Source organism: Craterilacuibacter sp., assembly GCF_051659485.1.
Taxonomy (GTDB): Bacteria; Pseudomonadota; Gammaproteobacteria; order Burkholderiales; family Chromobacteriaceae; genus Craterilacuibacter.
Genome location: NZ_JBOFOO010000112.1, coordinates 1 through 15,968, shown reverse-complemented (window position 1 = coordinate 15,968; position 15,968 = coordinate 1). Strand labels below are relative to the sequence as shown.

Below are 15,968 nucleotides of genomic sequence, written 5' to 3'. Positions count from 1 at the left end.
GCCGGGTCCGCTGGAGGGGGCGCTTCACGCGCCGGATATTGCGGCTGCACGTGCGGTGATTGCCACGGCGCGTACTGAAGGACGTGAACTCTTGTCCGAGCGCGAATCCAAAGCCGTGCTGGCGAGTTTTGGTATCCCGGTTAACCCGACCGCGCTTGCCCGCACCGTTGACGAGGCTGTTGAGCTGGCTGCTGCCATAGCCTATCCGGTCGTGCTGAAAATTGATTCGCCCGACATCATGTACAAGTCTGATGTGGGGGGCGTTGAGCTGAATATCAGTAATGAGGCAGCGCTGCGCCATGCTTTTGCCGGCATTCTCGCGCGTACCCTTGCCTCCCGGCCCGATGCCCGCATTACCGGTGTTTCGGTGCAGGCCATGAAAAAATACCGCTTCGTGCGGGAGGTTATGGTCGGTGTCACGCACGATAATGTATTCGGGCCTGTTATTGCATTTGGCGCCGGGGGGATTGCGGTCGAAGTGTTGCAGGACCGGGCGCTGGCCTTGCCGCCGCTAAACGCCTATCTGGTGCAGCGCATGATTGCCAAGACGCGCATCAGTAAAGTACTGGGGGCTTTCCGCCATTTGCCCGAAGTGAACCACGAAGCACTGCACAACGTCTTGCTGCGGGTATCGGAAATGATATGCGAGCTCCCCGAAGTCTGCGAGCTGGAAATCAATCCGTTGCTGGTGGATGAGCATGGGGTGATGGTGCTGGATGCGCGCATTATTGTGCGGCCCGTTTCGCCGGAGCAAAAACGTTATCAGCATATGGCCATCATGCCTTACCCCGCGCATATGGTAAAAAACATGTGCCTGAAGGATGAAACCGAGGTCATGATCCGCCCCATCCGGCCTGAAGACGCGGATATGCAGCAGGCTTTCGTGCGCAATCTGTCGGAAGAAAGTCGCTACAACCGCTATCTGTCCAGTATCAAGCAACTGTCGCAGCAGATGCTGGTGCGCTTCACCCAGCTTGATTACGACCGCGAGATGGCGCTGGCCATGGTGCGGGTCAAGGATGCGAGTGAAGAAATGCTGGCCGTGGCACGTTTTATTACCGACCCTGACATGGAGTCCTGCGAGTTCGCGCTGGAGGTCGCCGATCAATGGCAGGGTAAGGGAATAGGCTATGTGCTGATGAGTGCTTTATTCGATACCGCACGCGAGCAGGGGCTGAAAACGATGCACGGAGAAGTCTTGGCCGCCAATAAGGGTATGCTTAAGTTGATGCACAAACTAGGCTTTCAGGTCGAGGTGCATCCGGAGGATAGGGCACTGACGATAGTGACCAAACTACTGTAAGGATGGAGCAAACCGCGGCTAACGGGAATAAACGCTTGCCAGATAAAGAAAAACTGCCCTAGAATTGCACGCTTTTCTACGTTCCGATTTCATTCAAGGACTATCGACAATGGTAGTAATTCGTCTGTCTCGCGGTGGTTCCAAGAACCGCCCGTTCTACAACATCGTTGTTACCGATTCCCGCAGCCGTCGTGATGGCCGCTTTATCGAGCGCGTTGGTTTCTACAACCCAGTTGCAAACGAAAAAGAAGAACGCGTCCGCTTCACTATGGATCGTGTGAATCACTGGGTTAGCGTTGGTGCTCAGGTGTCCGACACCGTAGCCAAGCTGCTCAAGGAGCAGGCCAAGGCTGCAGCCTAACCGTTGGTTGTTCAACTAGCGGGTAAGGAAATTATGCGCAGCGAAGATCTGGTCATTATGGGCTATGTAAGTGGCGCATTTGGCGTGCGCGGCTGGGTGAAAATCCATGCCGACACCGAGTATGCCGATAGTTTGTTTGACTACCCGGTCTGGTGGCTGGGTAAAGGTGATAGCTTCAAAGCGTATACCTTCGAAGAAGGTGCGGTTCACACCAAGGCACTGGCAGCCAGGCTCGCCGGTGTTGAAGGACGTGATCAAGCACAGGCTTTACGTGGTTGCGAAATTGCCGTGCCGCGTGCGCAATTGCCTAAAACCGAAGAGGGCGAATACTACTGGTCTGATCTGATCGGACTGGAAGTCGTCAACCAGGAAGGCATTACGCTGGGCAAGGTGAAAAACCTGCTGGAAACCGGTGCCAATGATGTGCTGGTGCTGGCCGATGAAGGGAAAGAGCGTTTGCTGCCCTTCGTCAATCAGGTCGTATTGGCAGTCGACCTTGCAGGCGGCCGTATTTCGGTCGACTGGGGCGAAGACTTTTAATGCAGATCGACGCAATCTCGCTGTTCCCTGAGATGTTCGAGGCCATCACGCGCTATGGCGTAAGCCGGCGTGCGGTGGAAATGGGCATTTGTGATTTTGCCGCGTGGAATCCGCGGGACTTCACCAGTAATAACTATCGTACGATAGACGACCGGCCTTATGGTGGTGGTCCTGGCATGTTGATGCTGATCGAGCCTCTGGTGGCGGCGCTAGACGCGGCCCGGGCAAGGCAGCAGGCTCAGGGCGCCGATAAAAGCCATGTCGTTTATTTGTCACCGCAAGGACGGGCACTGGATCACCGCAAGGCGGTCGAGTTGTCGCAACGCTCCGGTCTCATTCTGTTGTGTGGTCGCTATGAAGGCGTCGACGAACGGTTGATCGAGAGTGAGGTCGACGAGGAAATTTCCATCGGCGACTATGTGCTGTCCGGTGGCGAATTACCGGCGATGGTACTGATGGATACGGTGTTGCGCTTGTTGCCCGGGGTGCTGGGTGACGCGCAGTCGGCGACTGAAGATTCATTTGCCGACGGACTGCTGGATTGTCCGCATTACACGCGGCCTGAAGAGTACCGGGGGATGCGCGTGCCGGATGTATTGATGTCCGGCAATCATGCCCTGATTGCAAAATGGCGACTGAAACAGTCTTTGGGCCGCACCTGGTTGCGCCGCCCCGACTTGTTGCAGGGCCGTACATTATCAAAACAGGAATCTCGGCTGCTGGCAGAGTACCAGCAGGAACAAGATTCCCAGAAAGCGGAGCATTAACATGGATCTGATTCAACAACTCGAGCAAGAAGAAATTGCCCGTCTGGGCAAGACCATTCCTGAATTCGCACCAGGTGACACCGTTGTCATCCAGGTGAAGGTCAAGGAAGGTAACCGCGAGCGTCTGCAGGCTTTTGAAGGCGTGGTCATCTCCAAGCGTAACCGTGGCCTGAACAGCTCTTTCATCGTGCGCAAGATGTCCGCCGGTGAAGGTGTTGAGCGTACTTTCCAGACTTACTCCCCGCTGCTGGCTAACATCGAAGTCAAGCGCCGTGGTGACGTTCGTCGCGCCAAGCTGTACTACCTGCGTGGCCTGACCGGCAAGTCCGCACGTATCAAGGAAAAGCTGCCAGCACGCAAGGCACGCTAATTGACCGCGGACTAGATGTCCGCTGGCCAAACGACGGCTTTGCCGTCATGATGAAGCGCAAGGTGTTCCTTGCGCTTTTTTTCGTTCCGATTATGAAACCATATACCGCCATTCTTTCTGCCCCGTTTGCCACTTTGGGCGTGGTCTGTAGCGACACTCAATTGTTGGGTATTGATTTTCTGCCTGCCGCCACGCCGTGGCGTGCACCGCAGCCGGCTACCCTTGGCGCTGAAGTTGCCCGGCAACTGGATTGCTGGCTGGCTGATGCCAGCTTCCGCTTCGATCTGCCTTGCCAGTTGGCGGGTACGCCTTTTCAAGAACGGGTGTGGCGGGTCATTGCTGCGACTACGCGCGGTGAGACCATCAGCTACCAGCAATTGGCAGCCCGGGTCGGCTCTGTTGCCCGTGCCGTGGGCGGCGCTTGTGGCCGCAACCCCCTGCCCATCATTATCCCTTGTCACCGGGTATTGGCGAAAAACGGTCTGGGCGGCTTCAGTTTATCGACGGCTCAGGACATGCTGGCCATCAAACGCTGGTTGCTGGCTCATGAACAGCAGTCCTGAGCTGATTGATGCCTTTCTGGACCGGCGATTGCTGGTGGATGGCTTATCTCGTAATACGCTGGATGCCTATCGGCGTGACCTGGCCAAGCTCGCGCAACGTTTGGCGGTTGAAGGATATGTTCTGCCGGATGCCGATACGACAGTGCTATCCCGTGTATTGCTGCCCCAAAACGGGGAGAGCACGGCGACGCGGGCGCGGCTCATCTCGGTTGCCCGGCGGTTTTACCGCCATCTACTGGAGACCGGCTTGCGAGCCGACGACCCGCTTAAAAACTTAAAGGGCCCGCAACCGGTGCGTAGCCTGCCACATCCTTTGTCCGAAGCTGATGTCGATGCCTTGCTGGCGGCGCCAGATGATACGAGTGCGCTAGGGCTGAGGGACCGGGCCATGTTCGAGCTGATGTATGCAACAGGCTTGCGCGTTTCAGAATTGGTCTCCTTGCAACTGGGCGAACTGGATCTGGTTTCTGCCGTGGTTTCGACCATAGGCAAGGGCGACAAGCAAAGACTGGTACCCATGGGTGAGGTGGCGCAGGCGTGGCTGCTGCGGTATCTGGCCGAATCGCGTCCATTGCTGCTGGGCGGCGTGCCTTGTCATGATGTCTTTGTAACGGTCAGACGCAGTGGCATGACGCGGCAGATGGCCTGGTTTTTGATTAAGGGCTACGCGAACCAGCTGGGATTCAGCCATGTGAGTCCGCATACCTTGCGCCATGCCTTTGCCACCCATCTGGTCAATCATGGTGCCGACTTACGCGTGGTGCAGTTGCTTCTCGGTCACGCCGATATTTCGACTACCCAGATTTACACCCATGTCGCACGCGAGCGTTTGCGTCAGCTGCATCAAGCCCATCATCCGCGTGGTTGAGCCGGCAGCATCACGCTTGTGTCTGCCTCTCTGCTTGGATAAGTAGCATAGGCAGACTAGTGTTATGGCATGAATGATTTGCCCATCCCCCTTATTTCACCATCGAATGCCGGCGGCTTGTATCGTCCCGGTGACGATAGTCCCTATCTACAGACTGCCGTGCACTCTGGTGCCCGCAGCTTGCACTTTCGCCTGTTACGCTTGCCCACCATGCGCAAGGCTGGCTTACGACTGGCTTTGGCCTGGTTTTTTTCCCTGATTTTTTGCCTGGTGGGGGAGCATCTGCTTGCTGCGGGCGGGCTGAAGCTTGTGTTGCCACTTGATGGTGAGCCTCTGCTGGTTTTTTGGGCACCGAGCATGCTGCTTGCCACTTTGTGGACCTTGTGGTTCGGTATCGCGGCGGGTGGGAGCCTGATGCTGTTGACGGCCTTGTTTTCCGGGTGGCTGTTGCAGCTGCCGTTACTATGGCTGCCGCTTTATGCGCTGACTCGTCTTTTGGGCTTGCTGGTGCTGTATCTGGGGTATCGGGCCGTCCCTGTGCGCCCGGATCTTGCCGGTAGAGAAAGCGTGTTGTTTTTTCTGATGATGGCGGTGGTTAGCGCCACGGTCGCCTCGCTTGATACCCTGATGACTCTATTGGTCAATTACAGGGCCGGTGCGCAGTTGCTGGCGCTGTGGCTGGGGCACTGGCTGGGATTGCTGGCCAATATCGGTGTTTTCCTGCTTGTGCTCGGCCTGCTTGGGACTCGTATCGAGATAGCTCTCGATCATCAGCCCTATTTGTCCCGCCGGCCGGTCAGGCTGGCGTATTCGCTGTGGACTACGGCGCTATTGCTGGCGGCCTTGCTGGCCTATGTTTTTCTGGCGGTCAGGCTGCATCGTTATTCTATCGAGCAGGCTTTTTTCCATTATGAGCGCATCGGTTGGCCTGCAGTCGCCTTGTCTGCGCTGCAGACCTTGCAGGTGATTCATATTGTCTTGTCGGTGCTGGTCATCTTTATTGCCTATTTCTTTTACAAGATTCTGGCTTACTGGACCGGAACTCTGGAGAAAAGCGCCCGCCAACTGATTCTGCTTAACCAGAAGCTGACCGAGCTTGCGTTGAGCGACGAACTGACGGGCTTGTATAACCGTCGCCATTTTATGGATATGGCGACACGCGAATTGTCCAATGCCGAGCGCCACCATATGCCGTGCTCGCTGTTATTGCTGGATATTGATCATTTCAAGCTGGTGAACGATCAGTGCGGCCACTTGGGGGGAGATCAGGTGCTGCGTGAAATCGGCCGTCTATTGCCGCAGTTGCTGCGCCCTAGTGATCTGGCTGCCCGTTACGGGGGGGAGGAACTGGTGGTATTGCTTAGGCATACCCCCTTGGAAGAGGCGCTTGAGGTGGCCGAACGTATACGGCTGGCTATTGCTTCTTTGGAATATGAAGGCTTGAGCAAGTCTTTGCGGGTGACGGTCAGCGCGGGCGTTGCAGAGTCCAGAGTGACCGAGCCGGATCTGCTGTGGCTGATTGAGCGGGCGGATCGGGCACTATATCGTGCCAAGGATGGGGGGCGTAATCGTGTCGAGTGTGACTTGGGGGCGATCCCCCCCAAGTCTGGCTAGACTGAACGCTCAGGCTGGCAGGGTGTCGCTAAATGATGGCCGGGTCGAGAGTTTTTCGTGTAATGCGGTGAGTTTGGGATGGCTTGTTTTCCAGTCCAGCTCGCTAAAGCGCAGCCCCAGATAATCCAGAGCACAGCCTACCGCGATGTCGGCAATGCTGTAAGCCTCTCCGTTGCACCACAAGCGTTCACCCAAATCGCAGTTCATGGCGGCCAAACCACGAACAATCTTGGCATGCTGGTGGGTGATCCACTCCTCGCTTTGCTTGTCGGCAGGCCGCCGCTTTTCGATCACGATGGCAACGGCTGCATTGCAGATGCCGTCAGCCAGAGCTTCCCAGCGTCGGGTATCAATCAGTACGCGTCTTTCTTGCGGGTAGAGCCGGGAGACCGGAGAAATACTATCCAGATATTCGGCTATCACGCGCGAGTCGAATAGCACACTGCCATCATCCAGTTCCAGAGCCGGAACTTGCCCCAGCGGATTGTAATCGCTGATCGCGCTATCCGCCTGCCAAGGGTGCTCGATCTGGATCGGGCATTCAATTTTTTTTTCGGCCAGCACAATGCGCACTTTACGGGCGAAGGGGCTGGTGGGTGAGACAAGCAATTTCATAGTCTGTGGTGTCTGTTGGCGCTAGGGCCGATGATTCAATGTCGAACTGTAACCTAATGACCGACAAGCTGAAAGTGTTGTGTATCAAAGTAGCTCGACCTTGCCTGTTACCTCCAGCCTCAGCAGGCTTTGTCCTGCTTGCCAATCGGGATTTATGCTTTGTTTGGCTTCTGCATTCATGGAGGCCGAGCTTGCGGCAAACGAGCGAAATGAGGGAGGGGGAGCACTCTGGCCCAAGTTCAGCTCGCGTACGGCAATAGTATTTTTTCCTAGAGCTTGGGCTGCGATCTTCGCTTGGGTACGTAAATCGGTAATGGCTTGCGGGATGAGCTGTTGTTCTGCCTCGCGCCGTGCGGCGCTAGAAACCCTGAAATCCATATTGGCAAGCAGCATGAAACGTTGCAGCCGGGAAATCAACTCGCCGGCTTGTGCCATATTACGGCTCTGTAACTGGATAGTGGCACGGCCGCTCCAACCCTGAATCTTGCCGGCTTTATCGTAGCTGGGCCAGCTGCTATAGCCGCTATTACGGGTCTGGATGGTCGGGAAGTCTTTGCTTGCGGACAGGGCACGGGCCAGCTGGCGGTTCAGCTGTTCGGCCAGGGCACCGGGGCTGCCGGCTTTTTCCTCGGTATAGAGCTGGGCTACCAGTTCATCGTTGGGCAGCTCGCGCTCGGCACTGGCACTCAGATTGAGGCTGATGCCCTCGGCCAGTGCCGGCGGCATGGCAGAACACAGCAAGGCAAGCGTGCACAACAGCGTTTTCATGGAATGATCCTGAATTTTGGTAGTCATTCATCTTGCGAATGTTCCGCGCAATATGCAAGAAGAAATACCCTCCGCTGTGCCTGAGTCGTTTTTTTATATCGTCACCCGAGGCTTCTCGCGCATTGGGTGAAAATTACCGGTCTTATTTTGCATGACAGCAATTTTTTGTCTGCTGTGCATCGGGAGGATAAAAAAACAGCCCGGCAGTTGGATGGCGGGCTGTTCTGCTTTGACGGGTTGGGGGCTTAGTCGAGGTAGTCGTAGCCCGGCAGGGTCAGGAACTCGACGAAGTCGTCCGAGCTGGTCAGTTCGGCAAACATGCGTGCCGCGTCTTCGTACTGGCGGGTCCAACGGCTGCCCAGCTTCGCTTTCAGATCGGCCACCACCTCGGCATGGAACTGGGCGAACAGTTCCTGCGTCACCTTGCGGCCATCTTCCAGTACCCCCTTGGGCGAGCGTATCCACTGCCAGATCTGGGCGCGCGAAATTTCGGCGGTGGCGGCGTCTTCCATCAGGTTATGGATGGGCACGCAGCCATTGCCCGAAATCCACGAGCCTAAGTACTGGATGCCGACGTCGATATTGAGCTTCATGCCGGCCTCTGTGATCGGGGTTTCCGGCTGGAAGGTCATCAAGTCGGCCGCCGTGGTATTCACGTCGGGCCGCTGCTTGCTGATCTGGTTGGGTGCATCGCCCAGTACGGCATTGAACGACTCCATGGCGATGGGCACCAGCCCCGGGTGGGCAACCCAGCCGCCATCGTAGCCGTCACCGGCATCGCGATCCTTGTCGGCCTTGACGCCACCCAAGGCTTTGTCGTTGGCAACCGGGTCGTTCTTGATCGGAATCAGTGCCGCCATGCCGCCGATGGCCGGCGCCTGACGCTGGTGGCAGGTCTTGAGCAGCAACAGGGCATAGGCGCGCATGAACGGCACGGTCATGGTGATCGCGCCACGGTTGGCCAGACAGAAATCCTTGTTGTTCTTGAACTTCTTGATGCAGCTGAAAATGTAGTCCCAGCGGCCGGCATTGAGCCCGCAGCTATGTTCCTTCAGCTCATACAGGATTTCATCCATTTCGAAGGCGGCGAGTATGGTTTCGATCAGGACGGTGGCCTTGATCGTGCCCTGCGCGATACCCAGTTCGTTCTGTGCCAGTACGAACACATCGTTCCACAGCCGTGCTTCCAGATGGCTTTCCATCTTCGGCAGGTAGTAGTAAGTGGCGCGGCCGTTTTCTACCAGATAGTGGATGTTGTGGAAGAAGGACAGTGCGAAGTCAAACAGCGCACCGGACACGATCTCGCCGTCTACGGTGATATGCTTTTCCATCAGGTGCCAGCCACGCGGGCGCAGCAGCAAAGTGGCAATGCTGTCGTTCAGGGCATACTGCTTGCCCTCTGGGCTGGTGAAGGCAATAGTCTTGCGATAGGCATCGCGTACATTGATCTGGCCGGTAATCTGGTTGTCCCAGCTCGGGCAGTTCGAATCCTCGAAGTCGGCCATGAAGCTCTTGGCGCCGGAGTTGAGCGCGTTGATCATCATCTTGCGCTCGACCGGCCCGGTGATTTCGACGCGGCGATCCAGCAAGTCGGCCGGCAGCGGCGCGATCTTCCAGTCACCGGCCCGCACGCTCGCCGTCTCCGGCAGGAAGTCCGGCAGGCGGCCGGCATCGAGCTCGGCTTGGCGCAGTACGCGGTTGGCGATCAGCTCACGGCGGGTGCCTTCAAACTGGCGGTGCAGCTTGGCGACAAAAGCCAGTGCTTCGCTGGTGAGAACGGTTTCGTATTCCGGGGTGAGCGGGGCAATGATTGCGACGCCTTGCGGTAGGGTGAGGGCCATCTGCTTTCTCCTTGGTTTTTGTCCGATTATGCTGTTTGCCAGTTTAGGCGAGCATAGGTAATAGAAAAAGTCCTAAAATGCCATTAATCTTTTTACTTTTTGTACGCTAATGGATGCATTCAAGCAGTTGGAGACACTGGTCGCGGTAGTGACCATGGGCAGCCTGAGTGCTGCGGCACGGCAGGAGGGGGTGGTGCCGGCGATGATAGGGCGCAGGCTGGATGCGCTGGAGGAGCGTTTGGGGGTGCGCTTGCTGGTGCGCACCACACGCAGCATTACCCTGACGCAGGAGGGGAGCGCTTTTTATGAAGATGCGCTGCGTATTCTCGGCGAACTGCGCGATGCGGAGGCTGCGGTCGCATCGGGTAGCAGCCGCGCCCGCGGCCATCTGCGTATCTCGGCGCCGGCCGGTTTTGGCCGCCGTCATGTGGCACCACATGTGGCCAGCTTTCAGCATGCGCATCCGGAGATCAAGGTGACGCTGGATCTGTCGGACCGGTTGGTCGACTTTGTGCGCGATCGCATCGACTGTGCAATCCGGATTTCCGATCTGGCCGACTCGTCGCTGGTTGCGCTACGTCTGGCCGAGAACCGGCGTGTGGTGGTGGCGTCGCCTGCCTATCTGGCCGCACACGGCATTCCGCATACGCTGGAGGATCTGGTGCAGCACAACTGTTTGTCGCTGGGCGAGAGCCAGAGCCGGGGCTGGACTTTTATGTATCAGGGGGCGCTGCTCAACCTTAAGGTGTCGGGAGGATTGGAGTGTAACGATGGGGCGGTGCTGCACGACTGGGCAGTGCGCGGTTTGGGCCTGGCCTGGCGTTCGCTGTGGGAGGTGAAGGATGATTTGTCGGAAGGCCGTCTGGTGACGGTGCTGGACAGTTATTCTTCGCCCGATTATCCGGTCTATGCCGTGGTAGCCGAACGGCGTCTGCTACCGCTCAGGGTCAGGCATTTCATCGAGCATCTGCGTGCCTGCTACAGCGCGCCGGGGTATTGGGATTAAGGCTGTACCGTGCATGTGTACAGCCCCGTGGCAAAGTACTTAGTGTGCGCAGTTGCGGGCGGTAAAACGCTCGAAATAGGCAATCGGCCCTAGGCTGCTTAGACCGATGTGAAAGCAGATATCGGCCGGCAGTGTTTCGCCGGCCAGTTCACTGGCGCGGATGATTTCATACAGGATCTCCACTTTTTTAAAGCGCTCTTGCGCTTCCAGCGAGCCCTGTAGCCAAGCCTGAATTTCGGCTGTGCGCTCATGGCTACTATTGATTTCCAGTTGGCAGCTAGGGCAACTGACAAAACTGATGGCCGGCGGCACCGTGATATCCATTGCGGCCAGTACTTCTTGGGCAAAATTGGAAAATTCGGTCAAGCGCGTGCCGGCGCGTTGTTTGATGGCCGACAGCGGCAAGGCCTCGGCATCGTCAGGCAGATTGAAAAGCTGTTGCAGGCTACTCTGGGAAACATCATTTGAATTGGACATGGCGGGTCTTCATTGAGTGAGAACAATCTTTAAGCACCCAATATAGAAAATATCATCCAGCATTGGAAGCTTAAAGTGATATCCCGCGGCAGAATTTTTTCTTAGTCGTCCAGCCTGGCTTTAAGTGCATAGAGCAGCGCCAGTGCCTCGCGCGGGCTCAGGCTATCTACATCGGTGTCTTCCAGTAGCGCCAGCGCCGGGTGGGCCTCGGCTTCGGCAGGCAGGCTGGTAGCCGGGCTGAACAGGTCGGGCTGCTGGCTGGCAACCGACTGGTTCTCCAGCTCCAGCAAGTGGCGTCGTGCTTCGCGTATCACCTTGCCGGGCACACCGGCCAGCTGCGCGACGGCCAGCCCGTAGCTCTGACTGGCGGGGCCGTCTTCGACATGGTGCAAAAAGACGATGCTTTCCTTATGCTCGACTGCCGACAGGTGCACATTGGCTACGCTGCTGTAATCGTGTGCCAGCCGTGTCAGCTCGAAGTAATGGGTGGCGAACAGCGTATAGGCACGGTTCTTTTCTATCAGTGCGCGTGCGATCGCCCACGCCAGGGCCAGCCCGTCGAAGGTAGAGGTGCCACGGCCGACTTCATCCATCAATACCAGACTATGCGCGGTGGCGTTGTTGAGGATGTTGGCGCTTTCGGTCATTTCCACCATAAAGGTCGAGCGCCCGCCGGCCAGATCATCGGATGCGCCGATACGGGTAAAGATGCGGTCTATCGGGCCGATCACCGCGCTTTGTGCCGGCACGAAGCAGCCGATATGGGCCATCAGGGTCAGCAGGGCCGTCTGGCGCATATAGGTCGATTTACCGCCCATATTCGGGCCGGTAATCAGCAGCAGCTTGCGTGTGTCCGACAAGCAGATATCGTTAGCGATAAAGCGTTCGACGCCGGCTTCCACCACCGGATGGCGGCCTTCCATGATTTCCAGCCGGGTGTCGCCGACAAACTCGGGCGCTACGTAATTACAGGTTTCGCTGCGCTCGGCAAAGGTGGCCAGTACGTCCAGCGCCGCGACGGCTTGTGCCGTCCTTTGCAATGCGCTGACATAAGGGGTGAGTGCATCGAGCACGCTCTCGTACAACTGCTTTTCCAGTGCCAGCGATTTGTCCTGTGCCGACAAGGCCTTGTCTTCGAATTCCTTCAGCTCGGGCGTGATATAGCGCTCGGCATTTTTCAGTGTCTGGCGGCGGCGATAGTCGTCAGGCACTTTGTCCGACTGCGCGCGCGATACCTCGATATAAAAGCCGTGTACGCGGTTGAACTCCACCTTGAGCGTGTTGATGCCGCTGCGCTCGCGCTCGCGCGCTTCCAGTTGCAGCAGGAACTCGCCGCAGTTGGTCTGGATGGCGCGCAGCTCGTCCAGATCGGCCGAGTAGCCGTGATTGATGACGCCACCGTCGCGCAGCAAGGTAGCGGGCTCGGGCAAAATGGCGCTAAAGAGCAGGGCTTCGGCTGGCGAGTTTTCCGGCAGGTGGCTGGCGAGCGTCTCCAGCAGTGCGCTGCCAAGCGAGCCGGCCAAGGCGCGTGCATCCTTGAGCCGGGTCAGTGCGTCGCGTAGCGCCGACAAGTCGCGCGGACGCGCGCTACGCAAGGCGATGCGCGCGCTAATGCGCTCGATATCGGCGACGCCTTGCAGTGTGTCCCGGAGTGCCTGATGTCGGACCGTCAGTGCGCTGACAGCGTCCAGGCGTGCGCGCAAATGGGCATGATTGCGTAGCGGATGATGCAGCCAGTAGCGCAGCAAACGGCTGCCCATGCTGGTGCAGCAGTGGTCCAGCAGGGAGGCCAGCGTCGGGCCGGCTTCGCCGCGCAGGGTTTCGGTCAGCTCCAGATTGCGCCGGGTAGCCGCATCCATGCGGATCAGTTCGCGTGCATCCTCGACCGCCAGGCTGGCGATATGGGCCAGAGTGGTGCCCTGAGTCTGTTTGGCGTATTCCAAGAGCGCACCGGCCGCGCCGACCGCGACCGGGCTATGCTCGGCGCCGAAGCCGGCCAGATCGCGGGTGCCTAAGTGGCGGGTCAAGGTCAGCTGGCCCGATTCGCTGTCAAACTGCCACGATGGCAGTTTTTTGCGTGGAATGGCCAGCGTTTCCAGCAGGGCGATGGCGTTGTCGTCCGGTATCAGCAGCTCGGACGGGCGCAGGCGCTCGATCTCGCTCATGACTTCGTCCACCGGCACCTGCATGATTTTGAATTCGCCGCTGGAAAGCGATAGCCAGGCCATGCCCAGTACGCCCTTGATGCTGTTGAGCGCAAGCACCAGATTGTCGCGTTTGTCATCCAGAAGTGCGGCATCGGTCAGCGTGCCCGGCGTCACGATGCGCATCACCTTGCGTTCGACCGGCCCCTTGCTGGTTGCCGGATCGCCTATCTGTTCGACGATGGCAACCGATTCACCCAGTTTCACCAGTCGTGCCAGATAGCCTTCGGCGGCATGATAGGGCACGCCGGCCATCTTGATCGGGGTGCCGGCCGAGGCACCGCGGGTGGTCAGCGTGATATCCAGCAGGCGCGCCGCCTTTTCCGCATCCTCGTAAAACAGCTCGTAAAAATCACCCATGCGGTAGAACACCAGCTTGTCGGGGTGATCACGCTTGAGGGAAAGGTACTGCTGCATCATCGGGGTGTGGGCTGCTGCGCTCATGCTGCTCTTCCGGGCTAGGGGTGGCAAAGACGACAACGCCCCGACTGGCGGGGCGTTGGGCGTGCTGATTTTACGTCATGCCGGACAGAACGTCATCCGGCTGGCAGGTATCAGGCGACGTGTGGAGCGATGATGTGCAGCAACTGGGCCAGTACCTTAGGGCTGGCGGCAACGATGTCGCCGGTTTGCAGCCATTCCTGTTCGCCCTGCATATCGGTGACGATGCCGCCGGCTTCCTGAACAATCAGGCTGCCTGCTGCGATGTCCCACGGCTTGAGATTGAATTCGAAGAAACCGTCCATGCGGCCGCAAGCGACATTGCACAGGTCGAGCGAAGCGGCACCCTCACGGCGGGCACCTGCTGTTTTGGCGATGACATCTTTGAGGATGGCAAGGTAGGTGTCTATCATGCTCTGGTCAACGACCGGGAAACCGGTGGCGATCAGGCATTCGTTTAGCTGGATGCGCTTGGAGACGCGGATGCGACGCTCGTTCAGGAAAGCGCCCACGCCACGGCTGGCGGTGTAGAGGTCGTTGCGGCTAGGATCGTAGACCACGGCTTCAATGACCTGACCCTTGTGCGCCAGTGCGATGGAGATCGCGTATTGCGAGTGGCCATGCAGGAAGTTGGTGGTGCCGTCGATAGGATCGATGATCCATTCGTATTCGGAGGTGCCCATGCCTTTGGCGCCGGACTCTTCTGCTAGAATGGCGTGCGTTGGGTAGGCTTCGTGAATGACATCGATAATGGCCTGTTCGGCAGCACGATCCACATCGGTGACGAAGTCATTCGCGCTCTTTTTCTCGACGCGGATGATATCGATATTATGCGATGCGCGCTGGATCACGCTACCTGCACGGCGGGCTGCTTTTACCGCAATATTTAGCATCGGATGCATTTGCATGGACGGCCTCTACAATATGGACGCAACAGGCATGCCGCTTGCGAACGCGCGCCGTGCCTGCCACTAATAATTTCGGTTAATGAACAAAAAAACCCGGCGCAGGCGCGGGGTTTTAGAATGGCCGTGATTCTACTCGTAAAGCGCTGATGAATAAACCCCAAGTCCCTGATTTTTTGAAGAACATTCGTGTGGTTCTGACCCGCCCCAGCCACCCCGGTAATATCGGCTCGGCTGCGCGCGCCATGAAAACCATGGGCCTGACCCGGCTCTATCTGGTTGAACCCAAAGTCTTTCCCAGCCCGGAAGCCGATACGCTGGCATCCGGCGCGGTTGATGTACTGCAGAGCGCCAGCGTGGTCGCTACGCTGGCCGAGGCCTTGTCCGGGGTGACGGTAGCCTGTGCCCTGACCAGTCGCCGTCGCGAGCTGACAACCCCTTTGGCCGTGCCGCGCGAGGCGGTGCCGGAGCTGGTCACGCGTGCCCGTGGCGGTGAGCAGGTGGCGCTGGTGTTCGGTAACGAAACCTTCGGCCTGTCGATTGCAGAGGTCGAGCAGTGCAACCGTCTGGTCACCATCCCGGGGAATCCCGATTACTTCTCGCTCAATCTTGCCATGGCGGTACAGGTGATGACTTATGAAGTCTTCAGTCATGCCGGTTTCGAGATGGATTATCTCAAGCCCGAAGGCGAGCCGGCGACGCTGGATGAAGTGGAAGGCATGTGCGGCCATATGGCGCAGGCGATGGATGATATCGGCTATTTCCGCCGTCGCAATAGCGGGCGCCTGATGCGGCGCATGCGTACCCTGTTCGGCCGCGCCGGGCTTGAGCGTGATGAAATCGATATTTTGCGCGGCTTCTTCAAGCAGATAGAGCGGGTCGCCGCCGAGCATGGCAACGCAGCGCAGCGCTAGTTCTCCTGTTTTGCCCTATGCGCACCCGGCGGTGCGTGATCTGGCTTTTTTGCTGACCTGCCCGCCACCGCTGCATTTCGGGCCCCCTTGTCCGCGTGCACGCCTGCTGGGCACCGATGGGCATGAACGTCTGGCGGCGCTGGACCGAAACCCGGCGCCTCTACTGGCCAGGATCGCGGCGCTGCCGCGCTTGCGTTTGGGGCATTACGCCGAGCAGCTCTTGCTGTTCTGGTTTCAGCAGGCGCCGCATATCGAGCTTGTCGCGCAGGGGCTGGCATTACGCGATGCGGCAGGCATCACCTTGGGCGAGTTCGACTTTTTATTGCGGCTGGATGGCGAGCCTTGGCATCTGGAAACAGCCAGCAAATTTTACCTGCAAAGTGCGGCCACCGGCGGCGTACTGATCGGCTC

17 protein-coding genes are annotated in these 15,968 nt (G+C 58.1%); 11 read left to right on the top strand and 6 right to left on the bottom strand.

What is annotated here, in order from left to right:
- The 8 genes from ACRC1E_RS03980 to ACRC1E_RS03945 all read left to right on the top strand — a co-directional run.
- On the top strand, window positions 1-1,303 hold a 1,303-nt coding region (locus ACRC1E_RS03980), incomplete at its 5' end, for a GNAT family N-acetyltransferase (RefSeq protein ID WP_438513813.1).
- 109 nt (window positions 1,304-1,412) lie between these two features.
- The gene (gene rpsP / locus ACRC1E_RS03975; protein ID WP_438513812.1) at window positions 1,413-1,664 is read left to right on the top strand and encodes a 30S ribosomal protein S16; all 252 of its coding nucleotides are present in this window, start codon (window positions 1,413-1,415) and stop codon (window positions 1,662-1,664) included.
- A gap of 57 nt (window positions 1,665-1,721) precedes the next feature.
- Window positions 1,722-2,204, top strand: a complete 483-nt coding sequence (gene rimM / locus ACRC1E_RS03970) for a ribosome maturation factor RimM (RefSeq protein ID WP_438513815.1) — start codon at window positions 1,722-1,724, stop codon at window positions 2,202-2,204.
- Entirely contained in the window at window positions 2,204-2,971 is a 768-nt protein-coding gene (trmD, locus tag ACRC1E_RS03965) for a tRNA (guanosine(37)-N1)-methyltransferase TrmD (RefSeq protein ID WP_438513811.1), read from the top strand. The genes rimM and trmD overlap by 1 nt, the downstream gene beginning before the upstream one ends.
- Window position 2,972: 1 nt before the next feature.
- Complete coding sequence (rplS, locus tag ACRC1E_RS03960; RefSeq protein ID WP_438513810.1) at window positions 2,973-3,341, top strand: 50S ribosomal protein L19; 369 nt, start codon at window positions 2,973-2,975, stop codon at window positions 3,339-3,341.
- Window positions 3,342-3,433: 92 nt separating this feature from the next.
- Window positions 3,434-3,904 carry a methylated-DNA--[protein]-cysteine S-methyltransferase gene (locus tag ACRC1E_RS03955; protein WP_438513809.1) on the top strand — a complete coding sequence of 157 codons (471 nt, stop codon included), beginning with the start codon at window positions 3,434-3,436 and terminating at the stop codon, window positions 3,902-3,904.
- Window positions 3,888-4,772, top strand: coding sequence for a site-specific tyrosine recombinase XerD (gene xerD, locus ACRC1E_RS03950; protein ID WP_438513808.1), 885 nt, complete (start codon window positions 3,888-3,890; stop codon window positions 4,770-4,772). The genes ACRC1E_RS03955 and xerD overlap by 17 nt, the downstream gene beginning before the upstream one ends.
- Before the next feature lie 69 nt (window positions 4,773-4,841).
- A complete protein-coding gene (locus ACRC1E_RS03945) occupies window positions 4,842-6,386 on the top strand; it encodes a GGDEF domain-containing protein (RefSeq protein WP_438513807.1) in 1,545 nt (514 codons plus the stop codon).
- 9 nt (window positions 6,387-6,395) lie between these two features.
- On the opposite strand, the gene ACRC1E_RS03940 is transcribed toward ACRC1E_RS03945, so the two are convergent.
- The 3 genes from ACRC1E_RS03940 to aceB form a co-directional block, all read right to left on the bottom strand.
- Window positions 6,396-7,001, bottom strand: coding sequence for a glutathione S-transferase N-terminal domain-containing protein (locus tag ACRC1E_RS03940; RefSeq protein WP_438513806.1), 606 nt, complete (start codon window positions 6,999-7,001; stop codon window positions 6,396-6,398).
- An 84-nt stretch (window positions 7,002-7,085) separates the two neighbouring features.
- On the bottom strand, window positions 7,086-7,769 hold the full coding sequence (locus tag ACRC1E_RS03935) for an SIMPL domain-containing protein (RefSeq protein WP_438513805.1): 684 nt from the start codon (window positions 7,767-7,769) through the stop codon (window positions 7,086-7,088).
- Window positions 7,770-8,014: 245 nt separating this feature from the next.
- A complete protein-coding gene (gene aceB / locus ACRC1E_RS03930) occupies window positions 8,015-9,610 on the bottom strand; it encodes a malate synthase A (RefSeq protein ID WP_438513804.1) in 1,596 nt (531 codons plus the stop codon).
- Between the two features lie 109 nt (window positions 9,611-9,719).
- On the opposite strand from aceB, the gene ACRC1E_RS03925 reads away from it, so the two are divergent.
- Window positions 9,720-10,616 (top strand): LysR family transcriptional regulator, encoded by an 897-nt coding sequence (locus ACRC1E_RS03925; protein WP_438513803.1) that lies wholly within the window; start codon window positions 9,720-9,722, stop codon window positions 10,614-10,616.
- A gap of 39 nt (window positions 10,617-10,655) precedes the next feature.
- Here the strand turns inward: ACRC1E_RS03925 and ACRC1E_RS03920 are convergent, their stop codons facing one another.
- The 3 genes from ACRC1E_RS03920 to ACRC1E_RS03910 form a co-directional block, all read right to left on the bottom strand.
- Entirely contained in the window at window positions 10,656-11,093 is a 438-nt protein-coding gene (locus tag ACRC1E_RS03920) for a hypothetical protein (protein ID WP_438513802.1), read from the bottom strand.
- Between the two features lie 101 nt (window positions 11,094-11,194).
- On the bottom strand, window positions 11,195-13,741 hold the full coding sequence (mutS, locus tag ACRC1E_RS03915; protein WP_438513801.1) for a DNA mismatch repair protein MutS: 2,547 nt from the start codon (window positions 13,739-13,741) through the stop codon (window positions 11,195-11,197).
- Window positions 13,742-13,851: 110 nt separating this feature from the next.
- Window positions 13,852-14,640 (bottom strand): inositol monophosphatase family protein, encoded by a 789-nt coding sequence (locus ACRC1E_RS03910; protein ID WP_438513814.1) that lies wholly within the window; start codon window positions 14,638-14,640, stop codon window positions 13,852-13,854.
- A gap of 152 nt (window positions 14,641-14,792) precedes the next feature.
- Here ACRC1E_RS03910 and ACRC1E_RS03905 point away from each other — a divergent pair, with 152 nt between their 5' ends.
- Window positions 14,793-15,557 carry an RNA methyltransferase gene (locus ACRC1E_RS03905; RefSeq protein WP_438513800.1) on the top strand — a complete coding sequence of 255 codons (765 nt, stop codon included), beginning with the start codon at window positions 14,793-14,795 and terminating at the stop codon, window positions 15,555-15,557.
- The coding region (locus tag ACRC1E_RS03900; RefSeq protein ID WP_438513799.1) for a DUF1853 family protein at window positions 15,535-15,968 on the top strand (434 nt) is incomplete at its 3' end. The genes ACRC1E_RS03905 and ACRC1E_RS03900, both read left to right, overlap by 23 nt.

Coding starts and splice junctions, on each gene's coding strand:
- rpsP (WP_438513812.1), top strand. CDS start 1,413: ATGGTAGTAATTCGTCTGTCTCGCGGTGGTTCCAAGAACCGCCCGTTC.
- rimM (WP_438513815.1), top strand. CDS start 1,722: ATGGGCTATGTAAGTGGCGCATTTGGCGTGCGCGGCTGGGTGAAAATC.
- trmD (WP_438513811.1), top strand. CDS start 2,204: ATGCAGATCGACGCAATCTCGCTGTTCCCTGAGATGTTCGAGGCCATC.
- rplS (WP_438513810.1), top strand. CDS start 2,973: ATGGATCTGATTCAACAACTCGAGCAAGAAGAAATTGCCCGTCTGGGC.
- ACRC1E_RS03955 (WP_438513809.1), top strand. CDS start 3,434: ATGAAACCATATACCGCCATTCTTTCTGCCCCGTTTGCCACTTTGGGC.
- xerD (WP_438513808.1), top strand. CDS start 3,888: ATGAACAGCAGTCCTGAGCTGATTGATGCCTTTCTGGACCGGCGATTG.
- ACRC1E_RS03945 (WP_438513807.1), top strand. CDS start 4,842: ATGAATGATTTGCCCATCCCCCTTATTTCACCATCGAATGCCGGCGGC.
- ACRC1E_RS03940 (WP_438513806.1), bottom strand. CDS start 7,001: ATGAAATTGCTTGTCTCACCCACCAGCCCCTTCGCCCGTAAAGTGCGC.
- ACRC1E_RS03935 (WP_438513805.1), bottom strand. CDS start 7,769: ATGAAAACGCTGTTGTGCACGCTTGCCTTGCTGTGTTCTGCCATGCCG.
- aceB (WP_438513804.1), bottom strand. CDS start 9,610: ATGGCCCTCACCCTACCGCAAGGCGTCGCAATCATTGCCCCGCTCACC.
- ACRC1E_RS03925 (WP_438513803.1), top strand. CDS start 9,720: ATGGATGCATTCAAGCAGTTGGAGACACTGGTCGCGGTAGTGACCATG.
- ACRC1E_RS03920 (WP_438513802.1), bottom strand. CDS start 11,093: ATGTCCAATTCAAATGATGTTTCCCAGAGTAGCCTGCAACAGCTTTTC.
- mutS (WP_438513801.1), bottom strand. CDS start 13,741: ATGAGCGCAGCAGCCCACACCCCGATGATGCAGCAGTACCTTTCCCTC.
- ACRC1E_RS03910 (WP_438513814.1), bottom strand. CDS start 14,640: ATGCATCCGATGCTAAATATTGCGGTAAAAGCAGCCCGCCGTGCAGGT.
- ACRC1E_RS03905 (WP_438513800.1), top strand. CDS start 14,793: ATGAATAAACCCCAAGTCCCTGATTTTTTGAAGAACATTCGTGTGGTT.